Below are 19,543 nucleotides of genomic sequence, written 5' to 3'. Positions count from 1 at the left end.
CAATCGGCGATGGACCGCATCGACCGCGCGCTGGCGCGGATCGAAACGCAGGCCGCGCTTGCCTCGCATTCCCCCGCTTCGGGGGCGCCGACCAATGCCGAACTCGTCGCCCGCCACGAGGCGCTGCGCGACAGTGTGACGGCGACCATCTCGCAGCTCGACGCACTGATCGAAGGGCTGGCTCCATGAGCGATGTCAGGCTGGCGGTCGGCGGGCGGAATTACACGGTTTCGTGCGCCGATGGGCAGGAAGACCATGTCCAGCGGCTGGCGAGCATCATCGATGGCAAGCTGGGGTCGATGGGCGCCAATCTGTCGAGCAATGAAGCCAAGAACCTGCTGTTTGCCGCCTTGCTGGTGGCCGATGAGCTGGACGAAGCCAAGCGTGCGACCGAGCCGCCCCCGGAACCCAAATTCGACACCGAGCGGCTGGCCGGACAACTCGAACGGATGGCGGCGGCGCTGGAGAATGCGGCATCGACCCTTGAGGGCGAGGCCCCCGCCTCCTAAATAGCGTGATGGCGGGGCTGCCCGGCACGAGCCGCATGAATATCCCTGAGGCTATAAGCATTCCTAGGGAGCTGTCCCTGTCCTGGTCTACCGGTTCGGCCGTGGGACCGGGACATACGGAACCCACCTGACGTTTAGGCGTCAGAGGATTTCGCCGGAAACGACCCATGGTGGTCCCGCCACTTTCCGGACTAGCTATCGGCAGCAGCCCGCCCCCTTCACCGGGCGGCGCCGACAGCCATCGACACATGGCGATAGCGCACCCCCGAGCGAGGCCATTGGACGCCCCGCGCCTCTACCGATAAGGACCACCGCGTGACCAAGGACGAGCTTCGCAAACACCTGCGCATTACGCGGCGCGAGGAAGCCACTGCGCTACCGGAAAGCATGCGCGCGCTGGTATTCAAGCGCCCGCCCGCGCCGCTGCTCGAACTGGTCCCCGACGGTGCCGTGATCGGCCTGTACCGCGCCAATCCCTACGAAGCGCCGGCGGCATCCTATGCCAAGTTCTTCCTCGAGCAGGGGCACCAGCTCGCCCTGCCACGCTTCACCGAACGGGGCGCAGCGATGCAATTTACGCAGTTTAGCGACCCCTTTGCCGAAAGCGATCTCGAAACCGGCCCGTTCGGACTGCTGCAACCCACGGCCGATGCCGCAGCGATGGAACCGCGCGTGTTGTTCGTGCCGCTGGTCGGGTTCACTGCCGAAGGGGCGCGGCTTGGCCAGGGCGGCGGTCATTACGATCGCTGGCTGGCAGACCATCCGGGCACGACCGCCATCGGGCTTGCCTGGGACGGCCAGCGGGTGGATGCCCTGCCGACCGAGCCGCATGATATCCCGCTCTCGGCAATCGTCACGCCCACCCGCATCTATGGACCCTTCGCATGAGGCAAGAACCCACCTGGCGTATCCCGGTCGGCATTCTTGGATTGCTGCTGGCGCTGACCATCTACGGCGTGGTCATCGCACGTTATGCCCCCGGCCTGATCGCCGACTGGCCAACACTAGTGCAAACGCTGATCTATATCGTGCTCGGGCTCATCTGGCTGCTCCCGCTGCGCCGCTTCCTGATCTGGATGGAAACCGGCCGCTGGGGCTGATTGCCAAGCGGTATGCCCTGCCCTAGCGTCCGCGCCAAAGGGAGAGGGCATGACCACACGCGACGGGGTGGCCGACAAACCGTCGGTCTGGCTCAAGCTGGCGCACGGATCGGGCGCTGCGGCATTCGGGATCAAGAACGGCGGCTTCGATTACTTCCTCTTGCTGTTCTACGGCACAGTGGTCGGGCTCGAACCCGGGCTAGTCGGACTGGCGATCCTGATCGCGCTGGTGGTCGATGCGATTAGCGATCCGCTGGTCGGCTATTGGTCCGACAATCTGCGCAGCCGCTGGGGGCGGCGCCATCCCTTCATGTATGCCGCGGCGCTGCCCGTTTCGCTGAGCTATTTCCTGCTGTGGAATCCGCCCGACTGGGGTCAGGCAGGGCTGTTCATCTACCTGACCGCGCTGGCGGTCCTGATCCGCACCTTCATCACCTTTTACGAAACGCCCAGCTCGGCGCTTATTCCCGAGCTGACCGCCGATTACGACGAACGCACCAGCATGCAGGCCTATCGCCTGCTGTTCGGCTGGTCGGGCGGCACCGTCATGAGCATTGTCGTGTTCGGCTTCCTCTTCACCGGGCCTCTGGGAATGCGCGATCCCGAAGCCTATGCACAATACGGGATCATCGCGTCCGCGCTGATATTCGCGACGATCATGATCTCGGCGCTGGGAACGCACAGCCGTATTCCCCGTCTTCACCGCCCAATCGCGACGGGTGAGCGGTTCAACATCGGGCGCATCTTCAGGGAGATGATCGAAACGTTGAGCGAGAAGAGCTTCCTCGCGCTGTTCGTCGCCACCGTCCTGTTCGCGATAGCCACGGGCCTGTCGGCGGCGCTCGCATTCCTGGTGCTCAACTATTTCTGGGGGTTCAGCGAATTCCAGATCTTCATCTGGACCTGCACCGTGCTGCTGTCCGCCCTGCTCGGCTTCCTGGTTGCGCCATGGGCCACCCGCAAACTCGGCAAGAAACGCGCGACCATCGTCCTCGGCCTGCTTGCCTTCACCATCCAGCCCGCCCCGGTCCTGCTGCGGCTCGCCGGGCTGATGCCCGAAAACGGCGACCCGCTGCTGTTCCCACTGGTGCTGGGCATCAATGTGATCGACCTCGCGCTGATCATCGCGGTCCAAGCGGTGGCCTATTCGATGATCGCCGATCTGGTCGAAGCCAACCAAGTGCGCACCGGCCGACGGTCGGAAGGCGTCTATTATGCGGCGATGACTTTCACGCGGAAGACCACGCAAGGGTTCGGCGTATTGGCGGCGGGCCTGATCCTGTCGCTGATCGACTTTCCCAAAGATGCCGATCCGGCGAGCGTGGACCCCGATACCCTGTGGCGCCTGGGTGCGTTCTACGCGCCCGCATTGTTGATCCTGTGGCTTTCCGCGCTGTTCTTCATTGCGCGCTATCGGATCGACAAGGGCATGCATGAGGAAAACCTGCGCCGACTGGCGGATGCGGAAAAATCCGCATCCGCCTAGGCGTCAGACTATTGTCAGAAACGTCCCAAGTGGCGCGAGTGACGGGGCTCGAACCCGCGACCTCCGGCGTGACAGGCCGGCACTCTAACCATCTGAGCTACACCCGCTTGAAGCGTTGCACCGCTTGGGAGCCGCGCCACTAAGGCAGGGTCCGATTCCTGTCAATGGCCGATGTTGCGGTTTTTTGGCAGTTGTCGACACAGGCGGAAATGCCGACCGTATTTGCCCGATTTTCGCCGCTTACGGGGACAGCCCGAGCAGCAATTATCGGCCGGGTAACATGGGGGGATTACGTGCCGGCGAGAGCCATCCTCGCCGGTTCCGTCGGCCTGTCTTGCGCTGGCATGATCGCGACCCGGCAGGCATTTGGATTTCGGCAATCAGCCTCCGTCGCACCGGGGGTCAGGCGCCGATAGCGATGCCCATGTCACCCGCCGAGCAAATGCCTGCGCCATGGCGAATTACTCGTCGACTTGGCTGTCGCGCGTCATGCGTGACAGCCTAGAAGATCAATCCACGAGGATCAGCGCAGGGGTTTCGAGCAGCCTCTTCAGCGCCTGGACGAAACTCGCCGCATCCCAGCCATCGACCACCCGGTGGTCGCAGCTGATCGAGATATTCATCAGCTTGCGCTTTTCGATCCGCTCGACGCCATCGCTGCCAGTGACATACATCGGGCGTTCGATGATGCGGTTGGGACCAATGATCGCGACTTCGGGGCGGTTGATGACCGGGGTCGTCGCCACGCCGCCCAAGGGGCCGAGCGAGGTGACAGTCAGCGTGCCGCCCTGCAGTTCCTCGCTCTTGGCCGTGCCGGTGCGCGCTGCCTCGGCCAGTCGCGAAATCTCGTTGGCGAGCTGCCACGGGTTCTTCGCCTGCGCATCCTTGATGACGGGAACCATCAGCCCCGCATCGGTCTGCGCGGCCATGCCCAGATGTACCGCGCCGTGGCGCGTCACCACGCCGCCTTCATCATCGTAACGGGCGTTGATCATCGGGAAATCGGGCAGCTTCTTGCAGATCGCGGTGATCAGCAGCGGCAGGATGGTCAGCTTGGGCTTGTCGCCGCGGTTGCTGTTGAGCTGCGCGCGCAATACTTCCAGATCGGTGACATCGCATTCTTCGACATAGGAGAAATGCGGGATATTGCGCTTCGATGCGGCCATGTTCTCGGCAATGCGGCGGCGCATCCCGATAACCTTCTTCTCCTCGTCCGCCCGCGGTGCGGCAGCAGCGCCATAGCCTGCATTGTAGGACAGGAACTGGTCGAGATCGCCGTGGCGAACGCGGCCATCTTCGGCCGGCTTCACCTGTGCGAGGTCGACGCCGAGGTCCTTGGCGCGCTTGCGCACCGCGGGCGTGGCGAGGACTTTGGCGTGCTGTACCGGCTCTGGCGCCGGGGTGGGCGCAGGAAGCGGCTCGGGCTGCGGATCTGCGGCCAGCGCATCGTCGGCATCGGACGCATCCGAGTTTTCGACCTCGATACGCTCCTCGACAACGTCGTCCTTCGGCGCGGGCGCGGTGTCGGTTGCAGCCGCGGTTTCCTCGACAACATCCTCGGGTACTTCGCCCTCGACCTCGATGACGACCAGCATCGAACCGATCGAGACCATGTCGCCCTCGCCGCCGGCGATCTCGAGAATCTTGCCGTTGACCGGGCTTTCCATCGGCACGGTGGCCTTGTCGGTCATCATGTCGACGAATTCTTCGTCTTCGCTGATCTGGTCGCCGACCTGCTTGTGCCATTGCACAATCTCGGCCTCGGCAATGCCTTCGCCGATATCGGGCATGTTGAAGGTAAATTTCGCCATGAGGATCAGTCCTTGAGGATCTTGTCGATGGCCTCGCCGATACGGATCGGGCCAGGGAAATAGGCCCATTCGAGGCTGTGGGGATAGGGTGTATCGAAACCGGTCACGCGTTCGACCGGCGCTTCCAGATGGTAGAAGCAACGCTCCGTGACCAGCGCGGAAAGCTCCGCCCCGAAACCGCTGGTCCGGGTCGCTTCATGCACGATCAGGCACCGCCCGGTGCGTTCGATCGAGGCTTCAATCGCCTCGATATCGAGCGGAACCAGCGTACGCAGGTCGAGGATGTCGGCATCGACGCCCTTCTCGCGGCATACTGCTTCGACCACATGGACCATCGTGCCATAGGCGAGGACCGTCAGCCGGTCGCCTTCGGTGACGTGCCGCGCCTTGCCCAGCGGGATCTTATAGTAGCCTTCGGGCACGACACTGGCGTCGAACTTCTTCCACGGCTGGACCGGCTTGTCGTAATAGCCCGAGAACGGACCGTTGTAGATGCGCTTGGGCTCGAAGAAAATGACCGGGTCATTGTCCTCGATGCACGAGATCAGCAGGCCCTTGGCGTCATAGGGCGTTGCCGGGATGACCGTCTTGAGGCCCGAGACGTGCGTAAAGATCGCCTCGGGGCTCTGGCTGTGCGTCTGCCCGCCGAAGATGCCCCCGCCAAAGGGCGAGCGGACGGTCATCGGTGCGACATATTCGCCCGCCGAGCGGTAACGCAGGCGCGCCGCCTCGGAGATCAGCTGGTCGAGGCCGGGATAGATGTAATCGGCGAACTGGATCTCGGGCACCGGGCGCAGGCCATAGGCGCCCATCCCCACTGCCACCGCGATGATGCCGCATTCGTTGATCGGCGTGTCGAACACGCGCGTCTTGCCGTATTTGTCCTGCAGCCCGGCAGTGCAGCGGAAGACGCCGCCGAAGTAGCCGACGTCTTCGCCCATCACCACAACATCGTCATCGCGACCCATCGACACGTCGAGCGCATCGTTGATCGCCTCGATCATGTTGAGGCGGCGTTCGGTACCCTGCGCCTGCTCGGGCGCGTCCTTGATCTCGGTCTCGCTCATGCCTCGGGCAGTCCTTCGGGAAACTTGGTCTGGCGTTCATGCACCGCCTGGTCGGCCTGCTCACGCAGGTGCCAGGGCAACTCTTCGAACACATCTTCGAACATGGTGCGGAACGGATGGTGCAGGCCGTGGCCGAGAATGCCGTTGGCTTCGGCCTCCTTGGTCACCTTCTTGACGTGCTCGGCCGCTTCCAGGTCCATCTTCTCCTGCCGCTCCTCATCCCATTCGCCAAGCGCGATGAGGTGGTTCTTGAGCCGCATGACGGGATCGCCAAGCGGCCATTCGCTGCGCTCCTGCGCGCTGCGATACCCGCTGGGATCGTCCGAGGTGGAATGGCCTTCGGCGCGGTAGGTGAAGAACTCGATCAGCGTCGGCCCGGCGTTGGCGCGGGCGCGATTGGCGGCCCAGCGCTCGGCAGCATAGCAGGCCAGCGCGTCGTTGCCATCGACGCGCAGACCCGCAAGGCCATAGCCCAGCGCGCGCGCGGCGAAGGTGGTGCGTTCGGCCCCGGCGAAACCGCTGAAGCTGGAGATCGCCCACTGGTTGTTGATAACATTGAGGATAACCGGTGCATTATACACCGTCGCGAAGGTGCAGGCCGAATGGAAGTCGCCTTCCGCGGTGCTGCCCTCGCCCACCCAGGTCGCGGCGATGCGGCTGTCGCCCTTCATCGCGCTGGCCATCGCCCAACCCACTGCCTGCGGCGTCTGCGTGGCGAGGTTGCCGCTGATGGTGAAGAAGCTGTGTTCGCGGCTCGAATACATGATCGGCAGCTGGCGGCCCTTCAGCTTGTCGCCCTTGTTCGAATAGATCTGGTTGATCATCTCGATCAGCGGATAGCCGCGCTGGATCAGGATGCCCTGCTGGCGATAGCTGGGGAAGACCATGTCGTCCCCCGCCAGCGCCATCGAGGCCGACACGCTGGTCGCCTCTTCGCCGGTGCACTTCATGTAGAAACTGGTCTTGCCCTGCCGCTGGCCGCGGAACATGCGCTCGTCGAACGCGCGCGTCATGGCCATATGGCTGAGCATCGCGCGCAGCGTGTCCGCGTCGAGCTTGGGATCCCACGGTCCGTGCGCCTTGTCGTCATCGCCCAGCACGCGGACCAGCCCATAGGCCAGATCGCGCATCTCCGCAGGGTCACAGGCTTCGTCGGGCCGCGCCATGCTGCCTGCCTCGGGCACCTCGATATGGGAAAAATCGACCGTGTCTCCCGGCCGGAACTTGGGTTCGGGCACGTGCAGCGAGAGAGCCGGACGGTTCTCGCCTTCTGCACTACCCTTGGGCCTGTCGGCCATAGAATCGTCTCCCAGACGCAATCTTACGCTTAAGCGTTATTTTATTTCACGGATGGGAAACGGTCAAGTCAGGGGCCGAATCACACCGCTACGGGCGCCTTGATCGGCGCGTGCGGCGTGTAATCGTGAACCAAGAAATCCTCGATCGCGTAATCGAAGATGGAGGATGGACGCCGCACTATCTCAAGGCGTGGGCGGCCCTGCGGTTCCCGCGAAAGCTGTTCGTCTATCAGCGCTTCGTGGTTGAGATACAGGTGCGTGTCGCCGCCCGTCCAGACCAGTTCGCCCGGCTCGAGGTCGACCTGCTGCGCGATCATTCGCGTCAGCAATGCCGCCGACCACAGGTTGAAGGGCAGGCCCAGCGCGACATCGCAGCTGCGCTGGTAAAGCAGGCAGCTGAGGCGATCCCCCGCGACATGGAACTGATAGGTCTTGTGGCAGGGAGGCAGTGCCATTGCGTCGAGTTCTGCGACGTTCCAGCCCTCGATGATATGCCGCCGGCTCCCCGGATTGGTGCGCAACGATTCGACCACTTGCGCGACCTGGTTGATCCCCAACCCCGGCCGGTAGCTGCCGTCGCCCTGCGCTTCAAAGGTCGGCCAATCGACCCATTGCTTGCCGTAAACCGGACCGAGGTCGCCCCAGCGGGCAGCGAACGCCTCGTCATCGGCAATCCGCTGGACGAAATCCTCCAGCGGGAGCTGCTCGCTCGTCTCCGCGACATAGCGCGCATGCGGCCATTCGTTCCAGATCTTCACACCCTGCAGCACGAGGGGGCGGATATTGGTTTCGCCCGTAAGGAACCACAGCAATTCGCGCGTCGCCGTCTTCCAGTAAACCCGCTTGGTGGTCACCAGCGGCATCGCGCCGCCGGCAAGGTCGAACCGCAGCATCGCGCCGAAGACCGACCGCGTGCCCACGCCGGTCCGGTCCATCCGCTCGTCACCCTCCATCCAGATGCGGCGCATGAGTTCGAGATAGGGCTGTTCAGGGTGCGATTCGGACACGGGATGCTCGTTTTGCTGCGGAGATTCTTCCTAGGCACGATTTGCCCGAATTGCCTGCTTGCGTGTGCCGCAATCCCCACCTATAGGGCGCGCCTTGCTTCGCACCCAAGGCTTCACAAAGCCGCGGGCCGATCCGGTCGGGGAGTAGCTCAGCCTGGTAGAGCACTGTCTTCGGGAGGCAGGGGCCGGAGGTTCGAATCCTCTCTCCCCGACCATTTTAGCGCGTTACGCCGCAGATTTTCGCCTTTTCGCCTCTTAGCATGTGCGATGATGCCCGATCTGGGCCACCTGTCTCGCGAAGTTAGGGCCCTTTTCGGCAAGACCGAGGGTGCTCGTGCGTCGGTCGTAGAACCGACCATCCCCTCAGCTGCACCGACTAGCCATGCCCATTCGCGATCTATGACAACCGCAGGTTCAGCGAAATCATCGAAGAAACCTTGATAACGCTGCAGCGAAGAAGATGTGGAAGCCCGACCGGTCACGGTCATTCGAAGATGTTCGGAAAGTACAGCCGGATTGGACGCCCGAACTGGGGCGCTGCCTGAACACAGCGAACCGCGGTCTGAGCACAATGCGCACGGTTGAAAAACACCTCGAGCGCTCTGCACGGAAGCGTAGAATTCCGGCTGCCATCGGTCTCAACTTCGCCGCGGCGACTACGGCCATCCCGCGAGAAGACCCTGGCGAACCCCGACCTGCCTGGGAAAGGGAGCAGCTGATGCGCAAAATAGGCCCGCGGCAGCGGCTCTGGCGCAACAGTGCTCTGCGGGATGTCCGTGGACCTAGTCTACCAGTCAACCCCAAGCGACTGCAACGGCTCGATCGTAGCTCAATCCGCACCCGACCTGTCACTGCGCCCTGCGCCCATGACTGCTCTGCAAAAAGCAGTTTCGTGTTAGAGGCTGGCCGGAGAAAGAAGCTCTTTAGAACCCCGCCTAATTCGCGGGTTTGGGATACCAAGCCACCCCTACCATCTCGAGCGAGACCGGGGTCAGATCGCGCGAAACGCCGACGCCAGCCATCCGTGGATCGACCGGATACAGCAAGCCGTTCGCCGCACGCTCCAATCGCGTTGGTGTGGTAGTTAGTTCTCCCAGGGAACTATGCACTTCGCCATGCAACACTCGATTGTCGGCAAACTGTATCCCCGAAATGTCGGCATCGACCTCGATAAAAGTATCGGTTCCGCCAGCGCTTAGGAGATTTCGAGCAAAACAACTTCTTATCGGAGGCGCGGACCGTTCCTCATCCGAACCGGCTCCAAACGTTATCCGCGCGCTATCGACGATGGTATTGTTCTCGATGCGCGCATTCTCGACTTGAACATATCGATTGATCGGCGAGTTCGGAACGCCGTTCATCACCGTTAGCGCACCCCAGAAGCCCGTGCCCCGCAACCCTTCCATATAGTTGTCACGTACGATTTGGTTGCGATTGATGACGCGAATGCCGCCTGTGCCGTCTTTCCCACGTCCAAGAAAGATGTTCCTCTCGACCACATTGTTGTCGCCATGTCGTAGCGTGAGCGCGCCGCGTGCGCGCAAAAACAGGTTCCCGCGATAGATATTGCCGCCTGACTTGGAGGAGATGATTTCGATTTCGCCATCGGTACGATCGAACACATTGTTCTCGACCAAGGTGTTTGACGAATACCTTGAATAGGTGCTTGTCCCGATGCGAATGGTCTCGCCACCATTCGTGCCCAGCACCGGTCGCGGCCCGAAATAGTTGTGATCGATCCTGTGATGGTTCTCTCGGCTTTGCTCGCTGTCAAGCCGCACCGCCAGCGTCACACCCTTGTTGGTCTTCCCAACGAGGTGATTGTGATCGAAGCGATTGTTCGTCCCGTAGAGACCGACCCAATAATCGTCGTCACGAGGATCGGGCTTGCTGAACCCGTCGATGACGACCTCGGTTATACGACTGTGAGCGGCGAGGTCACTCTTGCTGCGGCGGAACGATATCACCTCGCTTCGCGGGCTGTAGCCATCCCTGAACACAAGATCCCGCACCACAATATGTCGGCCGCCGATCCGCAAGCTCGACCTGCCCGTCAAGGCGACCCCGCCCTTGGTTTGGCCAGCGATTGTAATCGGGGCATCTTTCCGGCCCGATCCCGTGATAACCATTTCGAAGTCGTGCCATTCGCCATTTGCAAGCGTGACCGTATCCCCGGCTTCGATCACTTCGATCGCGCGGGCGTATTCAGCTTGGCTCTCGACAAAGTAGTCTCTTGCGCTAGCGGACGTGGCCAACAACCAGCAGATCACGGCGCCCTGGATCAGTTTGTGTAGCATTTTCGTACCCTTAAGGTGGGATTGCGAGGATGGACAGCGGGGCATGCCGGGACGCGACGTAGGATTCATCACAGGATGTCCAGTCGCCCTATTCCAGCACCGCCCCTGATCCGTCAGGACGAAGAACCGCTCGCGCGTTTGCGTGCTGCGCTGCTAGAATTCCTCGAGCGCCAGTGTTCGAGATCATGTCGAGCGGCCGTTCGAGAATGTGCTGCAACTGCATCCATATCGCATGTCGAAACCCGACCGGATCGCGGTCCCTGACGCGTCGATAGCAGCATCCTTGTACCGCGTACGCTCGCCGGCCCTGCTCGTGCCGCGATCCCGAGCCCCAGATACTCTGATGATTTCGCACCGGAGCTACCCGATACGCATGGTTGCGGGATTGCCGGTCAGCGGGAGACCTACCTGCGTGTCCGCCGCGGCAAATCTTCCCGGTCGACGAACACATACTGATCAGGCGATCCGGTTATCCGACAGGACCGATGCGGCTGTCCGGATGCTCCCCTCCCAAGTCGAGCGTACAGGAGAGCACCCGGTTGCCTTCCAGCTTTAGAATTTGGCCCGGACACCTACATAATAGCGGGGGCCATAGGACAGGACCTGGCCGAGGTTCGTCCGCGTCCCGCGGTGATCCACGCGCGGTTCGTTGAATAGGTTCAAGCCTTCGGCACTGATCCGGATGTTGTCGGTGAGGGAATAGGATATCCGTGCTTCGAAGACCCCGGTGTCGTCCACAAACCGGACTCGTCCCGGGGTGCTGACGAACTGCTGGAAGTACTCGCTGCGGTACTTGTACACGCCTTGCAGTTCGAGCTTTCCGATCTCGTAGAACGCCTGCGCTGAAAGCACGTGCTTGGAGAGGCCGAAGATATTGGCCGGAGGTATCAGCGCGTCACTTGTCGTCCGCGACAGGTCGCTGTTGATCGTGGTGATCGCGCCGAGCGTGTCGTCCTGGAATTCGAAGTCGGAATCGGCGAAGTTGTAGCTGACCTTGAAGCCGAGGCCGTCCAGCGGCTTTGGCAGCCACGAGAAGCGGTGCGCCGCGGTCGCCTCGATACCCCAAATGGTGCTGGTGTCTTCGCTGGTGTTGGCGGTGGTAACCAGCGTTTCGAGATTCTCGCCGTCGACGGTGAAGGTTTCGAACCGACCGATGGTTTCGAACCCGCCGTTGAAGCTCTTGTAATAGGCGCCGATCGCGAGGATCGAATCCGCATCCGGATACCATTCCACCGCGGCATCGACGTTCCATGACAGCAGCGGATCGGTGAACGGGTTGCCCGTTGCGTTTGCCGATCCGATCGCATCCGCGATCGAGAAAACCGGATCCCCCTCTTCAACAAGGGCGGTGAAGGTCCGGCCGTAGCCGAGATTTGACGGGTCCGGGCGCGAGAGCGCGCGATATACCGCAAACCTGCCCAGCAGGTCGGGCTGGAGTTCGAAGGTCAGATTGAGGCTCGGGAGCCATTCCGTGTAGGAATTCTCTGCGGCTAGCGAGACGAGCGAATCTTGGTCCTCTACCACATCGACCAGTTCGTTGGTCGTGTCGTCGTAGACTGCGGTGAGCGTGCCGCGGAACCCGGTTGAGCGGACATCGGTCTTTACCACGCGCACGCCGGCATTCCCGCGAACCGGGAGCTGGCCGAGCTCGCCATCGAAATTTACCTGAAGATACGCCGCCTTCGTTTTCTCGTAGACATCGCTGTTCTGGATTGAATCGAAGTTCCCGTCGGGATAGCTCGGTATGCCATCCTCGTCGAAGGTGATGACACCCGTGGGATCGTTCGCCTCCAGTGTCTGGGCGAGGCACAACGCATCGAATGTCGCGAAGGTATTGGTCGTCCCTATCACGTTGCCGGAGGTGTCGACGATCGTGACGAGGGGGTTGCCGCCCGAAACCGAGTTCAGGAAGCCTTTTTCGGGGAAGGCGGTACGACAGGCCTGGTTCGCAATAGCCAAGGCCTCGTTGCTGTAAGTGTTCTCGAAGCGGCTGCTGCCGGACGCTGCGCCCGGAACATCGCGATACTTGAGTTCCTGGAAACGCACCCCGCCCTGGATCGAGTTGACGAAGCCATCCATCTCATAATTCAGGTCCCCCCGCCAAGCGAAGATGCTGTTGTAGCGATCCTGTTCCAGATCGTACCGCACACGGGCATCGTTGCGGAACAGGTCGTAATTATTCGGGTCGAACGCCTGAACCACGAAGTTGGGGATCAACGAGCCGTTCTGGCCGACCAGATAGGCGGTCTCGATCCGGTCGTTGTTATTCTCGCCGTTGCTCTCCACAGCGAGCGGATACTGATCTCCATTGCCGAAGATATCGAGCTGGTCGCGGATGCGCATGCGCACCTGAGTCGCTTCCTCGATCCGCTGGGTCTGCGAATAAGACACGTCGGCCGAGAAGGTCAGGCGTTCGGTGAGATCGAGATCGACAGCCAAGCCACCGCCATAATATTCCTCGTCGCGCTCGAGGTACTCGCTGTTAGTCTCGACACTGGTTTCGCCGGTAAACTGGTACAACTCACCATAGGGCCCGGTAATCAGGTCGTAATCGAGCGCACCGATGTCGCCCTCACCGTCGACCCTGCGGCCTTCGGAGAAGTTCAGATCGTTGCGCCGTTCGCGGAACTTGCGCTTCGAATACTGGAAATCCATGTTGATATCCACGCCGGGGCCCGGCTGGATCTGGACTGCCCCGAAAAACGCATCCCGCATGTCTTCGGTTATGTTCTGTCGATAGGAATAGCTATTCCGTGCAATCACGAAGTCTTCCGTCCCCGCTTCGTCGGGACGGGTGGTGTTGCAATTGTCTTCGTCGAACACGCCACTACTCGTGCTGCTGGGATCGTAGCCGCAATAGTTGAGCGTGTTGCTGACCGCAGCTTCCTGCTCCGGATTGGTCGAGGAATTGCGCGAATAGCCAAGCGAGATGCCGATCTCGCCCCCGCCCAACTGGAACTGGTCGATATAGGAAAGCGACCCCCGGTACCCGACGTCCTGGAAACGCTGGTCGGCATCGATGTCGAGATTGTCCGGGTTGATGTTGAGCTTGAACTGACCCTGCAAGCGGCTTTTGCCGTAGTCAATCGGGCGCACGGTCTCGAGCGCGATCTGGCCGGCGACGCCGCCTTCGATCAGGCTGGCGGACTGCGTCTTGTAGATGCCGACCTTGTTAAATAGCTCAGAAGGGAACTGGCTGAAATTAACCGAACGGTCGCCGCTGCCATTGGATGCAGCTCGTCCGTTCACGGTGGTCGAGCTTAAGAAAGGGCCGAGGCCGCGAATGGATATTTCGGTCGCCCCGCCCTGTTCGCGGTGGGAACCTGCTCCGGTCAGTGTCTCGAGCGCCTCGCCGATCGAGAGGGCTGGAAGGTCACCGATTTCATCGGCCGCCAAGGCGTCGAAGATGAGATCGTTGCTCTTCTTTTCCTCGATCGATTGCTGAACCGTTTCGCGAAACCCGGTGACGACGATGACCGAGTCGTTCTGGGCTTGGTCCTCGTCCCCCTCGGCCGCATCCTGGGCTTGAACGGGGGCAGCACAGGACAGGCTAATTCCCGATACTGCCAAGAGCAATGACACCCTTGATGATGACAAGGACGCACGATGTGACACGCCGTGTTTGAAACGCATGATTCCCTCCCGGTATACTACTTTTTGTTATGCCTTACCGATACCGCCCAAACCAAAGTAGTCAATCCCTAGATCATACCGCATCTATTTTTCTGTCATACCAGTTCTTCAGTCCCGCGTAGCCGGAAGCACGCTCCAGCGCACAAACAGGTCGTTGGGTTGGAATTCGCGGAGGTAACACCCCCTAATCCCGGTCATTCGAGATGGTTGCGCTGAGAACCGAAAGCTTCCGTTCGTCAAGTATCGAGCGCGTATAGGAATAGCGTCCAGTATCGGTGTATATCCGGACTCACAGCGGATGGAGAATGATGCGGGGACGGTCCCGCGTTCAGCTCCGACCACATCAATGCGGGTCTCGCTCCACGCCGTCTTCCGCAAGGGCGGCATGCGCCTCATCGGGCTGTGCTTTTTCTGTTGTAAGGCGCAGCCGCTTCGCCATCCAGTTCATTGTCGGTCCTTGAATTACGCTCGATAGCAACACGACGAAGAAGACGATGTTGAAGATTGCAAAAGCGCTGGGGATGCCGGCCACCATCGGAAACGTTGCCAGCACGATCGGCACGGCCCCGCGCAACCCCGCCCACGAAACGAACAGTTTCTCGCGCCAGTCGAACCTGCGGAACGGAAGAAGGCAGATAAACACGCTGATCGGGCGAGCGACGACCATCAGAATGAAGGTAATCGCCAGGCCCGGTATGATCACATCGATGAGGTTCGACGGAGTGATGAGTAGTCCGAGTGTCAGGAACATCACGACCTGAGAAAGCCACGCCATTCCATCCTGGAATGTCGAGACAATATGGCGTGCCCTATAGACACGATTGCCGGCGGTCAGACCCGCAATATAGGCCGCCAGAAAGCCGTTCCCGCCGAGCACTTCGGCAAGGCCATAGGAAATGAGTGCCCCCGCAATCGAGATGACGAAAGCCAAACCGCCATGCCGATACTGGCTGCGCTTGAGCACTTCGGGCAACAAATATCCTATCCCTAGCCCGATACCGGCGCCTATCGGCATCTGCGCGGCGAAGTCTGGCACGATCGAAAATGGAGACGCACCGGGAACGGTCATGAACAATAGCGCCGCTCCGACCAGGAAGATGGCCATCGGATCGTTGGAGCCGGACTCGACCTCGATCAGGGCTCTTACGTCGCCATGAAGGGCGAGCCCGGTGGACCGCAGGATGGCGAACACGGCTGCGGCATCTGTCGAGGCCACGATCGCCCCAAGCAGGAAGCCCTGAAAAGGGGTGAACCCGAGGATAAGGACCGATGAGAGAGCAATAGTCCCGGCGCTGATCAGGACACCGAGCGTTGCGAGCAGCAATGCCGGCGAAGCGACACGGCGAAAGTCGCGCCAATCGGTATCGAGACCTCCTGAAAACAGAATGAATATCAGGCAGGCAATGCCGACGCCCTGCGTCAGAAGATAATCGTCGAAGGCAATCCCTCCCGGACCATCCACGCCCACGAGCATGCCGAGGCAGAGGAAACCGATCAGCGCCGGCAGGCCGAACCGGCTCGAGAGCGTCCCCGCAAATACCGTGGCCAAAAGAAGGCCGCCTAGGACCAGAAGGGCAATTTCAGGACTTAGCGTTGGCATCTTCTCATGAGAGCCCAGCATCGGCGGCATGACAAGGGCAAAGCGTTTGGCTTGCGACTACGGATTTCGAATCGATCTAGGGTGGCCGCTTCTATCGCAGGTAGTGGATCGCCCGCGATGCGATGGTTGGCATAAGCATCGATGATGGATCCATCACCGTCGCGCCAATGGCAATATCAAGACGCCTGTTTTTACGCCCCAAACAGAAGACTGCCCAGCACCTGCTTGCGTAAAGCTTACCGTCGAACCGAATTGCATAAATGTCGAACGTCGGCTCAGCCTGTTCAAGAAGGCGGGACCACCTCCCCCGCTTCGATCCGTGAACGGCCCGCTTGCACTCGCACGCGCGCTTCGGCATCCTCGCTCCGAGCTATATCGCGATCCGTTTAGTCGATAATAGCGCTTCCAGCGGGAGTTTCGACATGCCTTTCAAGCCAACAGCCTTCCTCGTTCTCCTTCTCGGGCTTGTCATGCCGGGGACCGCATTCGCCTTGCCCGAAGGCGACGGGAAGCAGTTGGTCGAAGGCGTTTGCAGCTCGTGTCACAGGACGAGCCTGATCGAAAGAAGCTCGGGCTATACACGCGAGGATTGGCGTTTCCTCGCCTCGACGATGGTCGATCTGTCCAATAACCCCGAAACCGAAGATGTCGTTCTCGATTATCTCGCGGCAAATTTCCCGCCCGGAGACAAGCGCGCGGCAACACCCGTCGCAGGACCGCTAGCGATCAAGTTCGAGGAATGGCAGGTTCCTACGCTAGGCCAGCGCTCGCGCGATCCGGTCGAGGCACCGGACGGGAGCATCTGGTGGGTCGGCCAATGGCGCGATATCCTTGGCCGTCTCGATCCGAGCACGGGTAAGATGGACGAATTCCGACTGCCGAAAGGCGCCAAGCCGCATTCGGTCAACATCGGTCCCGACGGTTCCGTCTGGTATACCGGCAATCGCAATGCAACGATCGGCCGGTTCGACCCGGCAACCGAGCAGATCACCGAGTTTCCCATGCCCGACGAGGCTGCACGCGACCCCCATACGGCAGAGTTCGATGCAGATGGCATGCTGTGGTTCAGTCTTCAGGGCAGCAATATGATCGGACGCCTCGACACTGCCAGCGGTGATGTACGACTGGCCGCAAGTCCGCGTGAGGGATCGCGGCCATATGGCGTGAAAGTCGCTGCGGATGGCACGATCTGGGTCGCCTGCAACGGGGCGAACTGCCTGCTGCGTGTCGATCCGGAAACGATGGAAGTTACCGAGATCACTCTGCCTGTCGAGGGTACGAAGGTGCGCCGGCTCGATATCGACGAAGACGGGGTGATCTGGTGGGTAAATTCGGGGCTGGGACGATTGGGGCGGTACGATCCGGAAACCGGTACGATCTCCGAATGGCCGTCGCCGAGCGGACCCGGTTCCCATCCCTATGCCATCGCGATCTTCGACGGTGCTGTCTGGTACAACGAGAGCGGCGTACGCCCTGACATGCTCGTTCGTTTCGAGCCCGCGAGCGAGACTTTCCAGAGCTGGCCCATTCCTTCGGGCCCCATCCATGCCGGGATCCTGCGGCACATGCGGACTACGCTCGATGGTAAGGCGCTGCTGATCCATCAAAGTGGTACCAACCACATTGGCCGCGTGACCGTGGATGGTAATCGAGCAAACCGTTGAGGTCACCAAACGGCCTAATCGGCTCAGTTCGCAAAACATCGGCCGACCTCTGCGATCGCTTAGGTATGTGCGAAAATTGGTCGGGAATCCTCTCTCCCCAACCAACTTGAATTGTAGCGTCCGGATCAAGGATCCGTTTCCATACCTGTAGTGGAACGCCGCACGGATGCGCGCGGAATTTGGTTCTATGATCCGCTGCTTCGGGTGCGTCTTCCCTTCAGCCACCCTCCGGATCGGTAAGCGCGAGCAGGCAGGCCAGCATGGTGGCGGCGACGGATTCGATCTGTTCGCGCGTCGTGGTGCTCAGTTTCAGCCCGACGATCGAATGGTGGAGCATTTCGCCCAGGCCCTTGGCGGTGATGTGGCGGCGTTCGAGCGCGTCCTGGTATTCGAGCAGGAATTCGCACAGATTGCGCTGCGCCTCGACATGGACTTCGGCGAGTTCCTGCTTGATCGTGGTGGCCAGTTCGAGCTCGAGCTCGTCCGCATGCGGCATTGTCTGGATCGATTCCCACGGCTCGATCACCAGATTGTCGAGCAGCGCCTGGAACCGTTCGCGGCGGTCGTGGGTAGTAGCGCATGACTCGCGGATCGCGCTCCACTTCGATTCGAAATGATAGCGCACGACGCCGATTAGCAGCGCCTCGCGGTTCGGAAAAACATTGTATATGGTCTGCCGCGAAACCCCCGCTGCCGTAGCGACATCGTTCATCGTGGCGCGTCTGATGCCGTATTGACTGATGACCCCATAGCCCGCCGCGGCGATCCTGCATGCTCTCTCTTCCATGCAGGTTAACTGGACATCTGATGCAAAAATGTCAATTTACAAGTGTATCGAAATTGTCAAAACGCGGCGCTAATCGCACCACCGGTCGCAGGGTGAGTCGCCCTTCGCAAGGAATCCCCATGACGCATCTTCGCACTCTGCTCCTGCTTCTGCTCGGCCTCTTAGCCGCCGCCTGCTCGTCGCCCGATACAGCGCCGGAGGGTCAGGCCATCCCGGTCCGGACGATCACGGTCGGCGAAACCGATCTCGACAACATCCTCGAGCTGCCGGGGCGCGTCGAGCCGGTCCGGGTCGCGGAAGTCCGCGCACGGGTCACCGGGATCGTCCAGCAGCGGGTCTATGAGGAAGGCACCGACGTCGGTCAGGGGCAGGCACTGTTCCGCATCGATCCGGCGGAACTGCGCGCCAGCTTTGCGCAGACGCAAGCCAGCTTGGACCGCGCCAAGGCCACTGCCGCAAATGCGAATGCGGTAGTCGCACGCTATCGCCCGCTGGTTGCCGAGAATGCCATCAGCGGTCAGGAATTCGACGCCGCGCAGGCCGCCGCGCGCGAAGCCAATGCCAATGTCGCGCAGATCCAGGCGCAGCTGCGCGCGTCCTCGCTCCAGCTTGGCTATACCACGGTTCGCGCACCGATTGCGGGCCGCGCCGGACGTGCTGCGGTGACCGAGGGCGCGCTGGTGTCGCAGGCGGAGGGAACGCTGATGACACGGATCGAGCAGATCTCGCCGATCTACGTGTCCTTCTCGCAATCGGCCACCGAAGTGCTCCAGATCCGCCGCGCGATTGCCAGCGGTCAGCTCGATCTCGACCCGGGCGATGCGGTCGAGGTCCGGCTGCTGTTCCCCGATGGTACCGAATACGAATTGCCCGGCCTGATCGAATTCCTCGACTTCTCGGTCGATGAGGCCACCGGCACGGTCCAGCTGCGCGCGGAATTCCCCAATCCCGACGGACTCCTGCTGTCGGGCGAATTCGTCAACGCGCGGATCTATGCGGGCAAGGTCAACGACGTGATCGCCATTCCGCAGCGTGCGGTGACCGTGGCCGACGCGGGCGGCACGGTGATGATCGTCGACAAGGACGGAAAGGCCGCGGTCCGCCCGGTCAAGCTGGGCCAGCTGATGGGCGATAGCTGGGTCGTTGAAAGCGGGCTTGAGCCCGGCGACCGGGTGATCGTGTCGAACCTGCAGAAACTGCAGCCCGGCATGCCCGTGCAGATCGCCAATGCCGCCACCGGCCGCAATGCCGCAGCCTCAACGCCCGCTGCAAAGGCCGATTGAT

At 61.3% G+C, this 19,543-nt stretch carries 15 protein-coding genes and 2 tRNA genes; 8 read left to right on the top strand and 9 right to left on the bottom strand.

The features are described 5' to 3' along the window. The first annotated feature begins 9 nt into the window (after positions 1-9). The 5 genes from N6L26_RS03500 to N6L26_RS03480 all read left to right on the top strand — a co-directional run bounded on the left by N6L26_RS03500 (position 10) and on the right by N6L26_RS03480 (position 3,095). Positions 10-189, top strand: coding sequence for a hypothetical protein (locus N6L26_RS03500; RefSeq protein WP_263606664.1), 180 nt, complete (start codon positions 10-12; stop codon positions 187-189). Next, complete coding sequence (locus N6L26_RS03495) at positions 186-509, top strand: cell division protein ZapA (protein ID WP_263606663.1); 324 nt, start codon at positions 186-188, stop codon at positions 507-509. The genes N6L26_RS03500 and N6L26_RS03495 overlap by 4 nt, the downstream gene beginning before the upstream one ends. A gap of 315 nt (positions 510-824) precedes the next feature. After that, positions 825-1,397 (top strand): 5-formyltetrahydrofolate cyclo-ligase, encoded by a 573-nt coding sequence (locus N6L26_RS03490; protein ID WP_263606662.1) that lies wholly within the window; start codon positions 825-827, stop codon positions 1,395-1,397. After that, positions 1,394-1,609 (top strand): DUF2842 domain-containing protein, encoded by a 216-nt coding sequence (locus N6L26_RS03485; RefSeq protein ID WP_263606661.1) that lies wholly within the window; start codon positions 1,394-1,396, stop codon positions 1,607-1,609. The genes N6L26_RS03490 and N6L26_RS03485 overlap by 4 nt, the downstream gene beginning before the upstream one ends. A gap of 49 nt (positions 1,610-1,658) precedes the next feature. After that, positions 1,659-3,095: an MFS transporter gene (locus N6L26_RS03480; RefSeq protein WP_263606660.1), complete on the top strand. Its 1,437-nt coding sequence runs from the start codon at positions 1,659-1,661 to the stop codon at positions 3,093-3,095. 30 nt (positions 3,096-3,125) lie between these two features. On the opposite strand, the gene N6L26_RS03475 is transcribed toward N6L26_RS03480, so the two are convergent. From N6L26_RS03475 to thyA, 5 genes are all read right to left on the bottom strand, one after another. Next, a tRNA-Asp gene (locus tag N6L26_RS03475) sits at positions 3,126-3,202 on the bottom strand. Positions 3,203-3,604: 402 nt separating this feature from the next. Further along, positions 3,605-4,906, bottom strand: a complete 1,302-nt coding sequence (locus N6L26_RS03470) for a dihydrolipoamide acetyltransferase family protein (protein WP_263606659.1) — start codon at positions 4,904-4,906, stop codon at positions 3,605-3,607. Between the two features lie 5 nt (positions 4,907-4,911). After that, on the bottom strand, positions 4,912-5,973 hold the full coding sequence (locus tag N6L26_RS03465; protein WP_263606658.1) for an alpha-ketoacid dehydrogenase subunit beta: 1,062 nt from the start codon (positions 5,971-5,973) through the stop codon (positions 4,912-4,914). After that, positions 5,970-7,271: a 3-methyl-2-oxobutanoate dehydrogenase (2-methylpropanoyl-transferring) subunit alpha gene (locus tag N6L26_RS03460; protein ID WP_263606657.1), complete on the bottom strand. Its 1,302-nt coding sequence runs from the start codon at positions 7,269-7,271 to the stop codon at positions 5,970-5,972. Before N6L26_RS03460 ends, N6L26_RS03465 begins: the two co-directional genes overlap by 4 nt. An 80-nt stretch (positions 7,272-7,351) precedes the next feature. Next, complete coding sequence (thyA, locus tag N6L26_RS03455) at positions 7,352-8,278, bottom strand: thymidylate synthase (RefSeq protein WP_263606656.1); 927 nt, start codon at positions 8,276-8,278, stop codon at positions 7,352-7,354. Positions 8,279-8,416: 138 nt separating this feature from the next. Here thyA and N6L26_RS03450 point away from each other — a divergent pair. After that, positions 8,417-8,493, top strand: a tRNA-Pro gene (locus tag N6L26_RS03450). A 720-nt stretch (positions 8,494-9,213) separates the two neighbouring features. Here N6L26_RS03450 and N6L26_RS03445 read toward each other — a convergent pair. The 3 genes from N6L26_RS03445 to N6L26_RS03435 form a co-directional block, all read right to left on the bottom strand. Continuing rightward, the gene (locus tag N6L26_RS03445) at positions 9,214-10,575 is read right to left on the bottom strand and encodes a polysaccharide lyase 6 family protein (RefSeq protein WP_263606655.1); all 1,362 of its coding nucleotides are present in this window, start codon (positions 10,573-10,575) and stop codon (positions 9,214-9,216) included. A 552-nt stretch (positions 10,576-11,127) separates the two neighbouring features. Continuing rightward, positions 11,128-14,208, bottom strand: coding sequence for a TonB-dependent receptor (locus tag N6L26_RS03440; protein ID WP_263606654.1), 3,081 nt, complete (start codon positions 14,206-14,208; stop codon positions 11,128-11,130). A 343-nt stretch (positions 14,209-14,551) separates the two neighbouring features. Continuing rightward, positions 14,552-15,838 (bottom strand): potassium/proton antiporter, encoded by a 1,287-nt coding sequence (locus N6L26_RS03435; protein ID WP_263606653.1) that lies wholly within the window; start codon positions 15,836-15,838, stop codon positions 14,552-14,554. Positions 15,839-16,278: 440 nt separating this feature from the next. On the opposite strand from N6L26_RS03435, the gene N6L26_RS03430 reads away from it, so the two are divergent. Beyond that, entirely contained in the window at positions 16,279-17,472 is a 1,194-nt protein-coding gene (locus N6L26_RS03430; protein ID WP_263606652.1) for a hypothetical protein, read from the top strand. A 217-nt stretch (positions 17,473-17,689) separates the two neighbouring features. Here the strand turns inward: N6L26_RS03430 and N6L26_RS03425 are convergent, their stop codons facing one another. Continuing rightward, complete coding sequence (locus tag N6L26_RS03425; protein WP_263606651.1) at positions 17,690-18,259, bottom strand: TetR/AcrR family transcriptional regulator; 570 nt, start codon at positions 18,257-18,259, stop codon at positions 17,690-17,692. Between the two features lie 119 nt (positions 18,260-18,378). On the opposite strand from N6L26_RS03425, the gene N6L26_RS03420 reads away from it, so the two are divergent. Next, the gene (locus N6L26_RS03420; protein ID WP_263606650.1) at positions 18,379-19,542 is read left to right on the top strand and encodes an efflux RND transporter periplasmic adaptor subunit; all 1,164 of its coding nucleotides are present in this window, start codon (positions 18,379-18,381) and stop codon (positions 19,540-19,542) included. Position 19,543: the final 1 nt, after the last annotated feature.

Source organism: Qipengyuania sp. SS22 (assembly GCF_025736935.1).
Lineage (GTDB): Bacteria > Pseudomonadota > Alphaproteobacteria > Sphingomonadales > Sphingomonadaceae > Qipengyuania.
Note: the sequence above shows the minus strand (reverse complement) of the source record. Positions and strands in the feature narration are given on the sequence as shown.

What these genes read in the sequence shown, in the direction of transcription:
- N6L26_RS03435 (WP_263606653.1), bottom strand. Translation starts at nt 15,838, where the DNA reads ATGCCGCCGATGCTGGGCTCTCATGAGAAGATGCCAACGCTAAGTCCT.
- N6L26_RS03425 (WP_263606651.1), bottom strand. Translation starts at nt 18,259, where the DNA reads ATGGAAGAGAGAGCATGCAGGATCGCCGCGGCGGGCTATGGGGTCATC.
- N6L26_RS03430 (WP_263606652.1), top strand. Translation starts at nt 16,279, where the DNA reads ATGCCGGGGACCGCATTCGCCTTGCCCGAAGGCGACGGGAAGCAGTTG.
- N6L26_RS03485 (WP_263606661.1), top strand. Translation starts at nt 1,394, where the DNA reads ATGAGGCAAGAACCCACCTGGCGTATCCCGGTCGGCATTCTTGGATTG.
- N6L26_RS03420 (WP_263606650.1), top strand. Translation starts at nt 18,379, where the DNA reads ATGACGCATCTTCGCACTCTGCTCCTGCTTCTGCTCGGCCTCTTAGCC.
- N6L26_RS03495 (WP_263606663.1), top strand. Translation starts at nt 186, where the DNA reads ATGAGCGATGTCAGGCTGGCGGTCGGCGGGCGGAATTACACGGTTTCG.
- N6L26_RS03445 (WP_263606655.1), bottom strand. Translation starts at nt 10,575, where the DNA reads ATGCTACACAAACTGATCCAGGGCGCCGTGATCTGCTGGTTGTTGGCC.
- N6L26_RS03440 (WP_263606654.1), bottom strand. Translation starts at nt 14,208, where the DNA reads ATGCGTTTCAAACACGGCGTGTCACATCGTGCGTCCTTGTCATCATCA.
- N6L26_RS03460 (WP_263606657.1), bottom strand. Translation starts at nt 7,271, where the DNA reads ATGGCCGACAGGCCCAAGGGTAGTGCAGAAGGCGAGAACCGTCCGGCT.
- N6L26_RS03470 (WP_263606659.1), bottom strand. Translation starts at nt 4,906, where the DNA reads ATGGCGAAATTTACCTTCAACATGCCCGATATCGGCGAAGGCATTGCC.
- N6L26_RS03465 (WP_263606658.1), bottom strand. Translation starts at nt 5,973, where the DNA reads ATGAGCGAGACCGAGATCAAGGACGCGCCCGAGCAGGCGCAGGGTACC.
- N6L26_RS03480 (WP_263606660.1), top strand. Translation starts at nt 1,659, where the DNA reads ATGACCACACGCGACGGGGTGGCCGACAAACCGTCGGTCTGGCTCAAG.
- N6L26_RS03500 (WP_263606664.1), top strand. Translation starts at nt 10, where the DNA reads ATGGACCGCATCGACCGCGCGCTGGCGCGGATCGAAACGCAGGCCGCG.